This window comes from Pseudoxanthomonas sp. LjRoot204_2, from assembly GCF_056175765.1.
In genome coordinates, this window is record NZ_JBGFFG010000434.1 from 1 (window position 1) to 2,731 (window position 2,731).

General features: G+C 62.5%; 5 protein-coding genes. All 5 read left to right on the top strand.

Annotated elements, in window-relative coordinates:
• Window positions 1–159: 159 nt before the first annotated feature.
• From AC04L7_RS16095 to AC04L7_RS16115, 5 genes are read left to right on the top strand one after another with little or no spacing between them, the layout of a single operon-like run.
• Window positions 160–936 (top strand): AMP nucleosidase, encoded by a 777-nt coding sequence (locus AC04L7_RS16095; protein WP_296281404.1) that lies wholly within the window; start codon window positions 160–162, stop codon window positions 934–936.
• A gap of 4 nt (window positions 937–940) precedes the next feature.
• The gene (locus AC04L7_RS16100; RefSeq protein ID WP_435996256.1) at window positions 941–1,414 is read left to right on the top strand and encodes a hypothetical protein; all 474 of its coding nucleotides are present in this window, start codon (window positions 941–943) and stop codon (window positions 1,412–1,414) included.
• Between the two features lie 57 nt (window positions 1,415–1,471).
• Entirely contained in the window at window positions 1,472–1,843 is a 372-nt protein-coding gene (locus tag AC04L7_RS16105) for a VOC family protein (RefSeq protein WP_435996258.1), read from the top strand.
• Window positions 1,844–1,872: 29 nt separating this feature from the next.
• Window positions 1,873–2,133: a hypothetical protein gene (locus AC04L7_RS16110; protein ID WP_435996260.1), complete on the top strand. Its 261-nt coding sequence runs from the start codon at window positions 1,873–1,875 to the stop codon at window positions 2,131–2,133.
• Window positions 2,130–2,669: a DUF924 family protein gene (locus tag AC04L7_RS16115; RefSeq protein ID WP_435996262.1), complete on the top strand. Its 540-nt coding sequence runs from the start codon at window positions 2,130–2,132 to the stop codon at window positions 2,667–2,669. Before AC04L7_RS16110 ends, AC04L7_RS16115 begins: the two co-directional genes overlap by 4 nt.
• Window positions 2,670–2,731: the final 62 nt, after the last annotated feature.

A 2,731-nucleotide genomic window follows, 5' to 3' on the forward strand; every position in this document is an offset into this window, starting at 1 on the left:
CGCCCAGCGCAGCCAGGACCAGCCCGGCCAACAAGGTCATTCGCATCGTGTATCCCCCGGATGAGACCCGAAACCTAACCGGCCGCGCCGCGCCTTGCCAAGTGCGTGTGTCGCAGTCGTGCCAGAATCGCGCCACAACAACAAGAAAAAGAGGTTTCCATGAAGGACAAGAGCGAGATCGTCGACAACTGGTTGCCGCGCTACACCGGCGTGCCGCTGGACCAGTTCGGCGAGCATGTGCTGCTGACCAATTTCGGCGGCTACCTCAATGTGTTTTCGCAGTTGACCGGTGCGCCCATCGTCGGCCTGGACCGTCCGATGGCCAGCGCCACCGCCGACGGCATCACCATGATCAACTTCGGCATGGGCAGCCCCAACGCCGCGACGATGATGGACCTGTTGTCGGCCATCATGCCCAAGGCGGTGCTGTTCCTCGGCAAGTGCGGCGGCCTGAAGCGCAAGAACCAGCTGGGCGACCTGGTGCTGCCCATCGCGGCCATCCGCGGTGAAGGCACCAGCAACGACTACCTGCTGCCGGAAGTGCCGGCGCTGCCCGCGTTCGCCCTGCAGCGCGCGGTGTCGACGATGATCCGCGACCTGGGCCACGACTACTGGACCGGCACCGTCTACACCACCAACCGCCGTGTGTGGGAACACGACACGGCGTTCAAGGAGCGCCTGCGCGCGATGCGCTGCATGGCCATCGACATGGAGACCGCCACCGTCTTCGCCGCCGGCTTCGCCAACCGCATTCCCGTGGGCGCGTTGCTGCTGGTCAGCGACCAGCCGATGATCCCGGAAGGTGTGAAGACCGAGGCAAGCGACGCCAAGGTCAGCTCGTCGTTCGTGGAGAACCACATCACCGTGGGGATCGAGGCGTTGAAGCTGATCCGGCGGAATGGGAAGTCGGTTCGGCATCTTCGGTTTGACGAATAACGGGATGGCCATGCTGGTGTGCAGGCCGTCGGCTCTGCAAACAATGCTGCTTGCCGGCAGCATGGTGCTGGCAGGCTGTGTATCGATACGACACGACGACACGATGCCACCCGACATCGAGGTAAGTGCGATCAAGGTCGATGCAGTGGCCGGAAGCGGAACAGTGGTCGTCACCAATCATTCCCGCAGACGGGTGTTGATACGGACCAACGACCTGGTTTGGCAACAGGATGCGACTACCCGGCGCGTCCCGCGGCCTGACCTCGATTTTGGCGACAACGCTGTCGTGCTGACGCATGATGCGCGTCTGGACGCGGGTGAATCACGTGAGTACATGGTTACCCCCGCGATGGGGGCGTCCCGCTGCGAGCATCCCGCCATCCATGTGTGCTGGGACAACCGGAGCTGGACATGCGAGCAGTACTGGCTTGTTCCTGCGAGCCAGTCATGGAGCGAGTTGATGCGGACGCCGGGCTAGGATCGCACTTGACCCGCCGTTTGGTTCCCTCGAGGGCGCCTCTGCAGGATAGACCGCATGAACCTTGAAACGATCGAAATGAAGGCCTTCGTTCCCGCACGTGATCTGGCTGAGTCCATCGCGTTCTACGAGGCGCTGGGTTTCAAGGCATCGATGGAGTCGGACGACCTGGCCTATGTCCATCACGGCAGGACGTCGTTCTTGCTGTCGCAGTTCTACCTGCGCGAGCACGCGGAGAATTTCGTCATGCACCTGCTGGTCGAGAACGCGGACGACTGGCACCGGAATATCGAGGCGTCAGGTGTCGTCGAACGGTTCTCCGTCCGTCTGAGCTCACCGGATGACCGGCCATGGGGCCTCAGGGACTTCACCCTGATCGATCCGACCGGTGTGCTGTGGCGCATCGGGCATGTCATTCCGGATCGATGAACGTATCCAGCGACGCGCCGAGGTGGCGCATGAGGCTGGTCATCGCCCTGCGCGTCATCGGATGGATGACTGTGTCGGCGGCGCTGCTTGTCTCCGCCCTGTGCGCCATCCTGTTCTTCGGTCGCCGGCCGGAGGACTTCGAAGGCACCGCCCAGATGGCGGCGGTCTATGTTGGCCTTGTTTACGGTCTTCCGTTGCTGGTGGTCGGTAGCTTCATTCTGTGGTTTGCCGGCCGAGCACGCAGGCCGCAGCAGCCTGATACTTCATACGAGCCGGAGATAACGCCATGAACGAATCCAACGACATCATCACCTTCTGGAAGAACGCCGGCCGCGAAAAGTGGTTCGCCAACGACGACGCCTTCGATGCCGAGTTCGACCAGCGCTTTCGCGGATTGCACTTCCGCGCGGCGCGACGCGAGTTGGAAGGCTGGATGGGTGATGCCGAGGGCGCGCTGGCGTTGATCCTGTTGCTGGACCAGTTTCCGCGCAACTGCTTCCGCGAGAGCGCGCACTCCTACGCGACCGATGGTTTGGCGCGGCACTACGCCGATCGCGCCATCGAGGCCGGTTTTGATGCGCAGGTCGATCCGGCGCTGAAGATCTTCTTCTACATGCCTTACGAGCATTCCGAGGCGCTGGAGGACCAGCAACGTTCGCTGGATCTGTTCCATGCGGTCGGCAATGAGGAGTACATGAAGTACGCCCAGCTGCATTACGACCTCATCGCACGTTTCGGGCGCTTCCCGCATCGCAATGAGGCGATGGGGCGCTCCTCCACGCAGGAAGAGCGCGACTACCTGGCCAGTGGCGGCTTCCACGGTTAGCGGGCTGGACATGCATCTGTGGGAGCGACGTCAGTCGCGATGGGAAAGCACAGGTATTCGGT

Coding starts and splice junctions, on each gene's coding strand:
- AC04L7_RS16115 (WP_435996262.1), top strand. CDS start 2,130: ATGAACGAATCCAACGACATCATCACCTTCTGGAAGAACGCCGGCCGC.
- AC04L7_RS16095 (WP_296281404.1), top strand. CDS start 160: ATGAAGGACAAGAGCGAGATCGTCGACAACTGGTTGCCGCGCTACACC.
- AC04L7_RS16100 (WP_435996256.1), top strand. CDS start 941: ATGGCCATGCTGGTGTGCAGGCCGTCGGCTCTGCAAACAATGCTGCTT.
- AC04L7_RS16110 (WP_435996260.1), top strand. CDS start 1,873: ATGAGGCTGGTCATCGCCCTGCGCGTCATCGGATGGATGACTGTGTCG.
- AC04L7_RS16105 (WP_435996258.1), top strand. CDS start 1,472: ATGAACCTTGAAACGATCGAAATGAAGGCCTTCGTTCCCGCACGTGAT.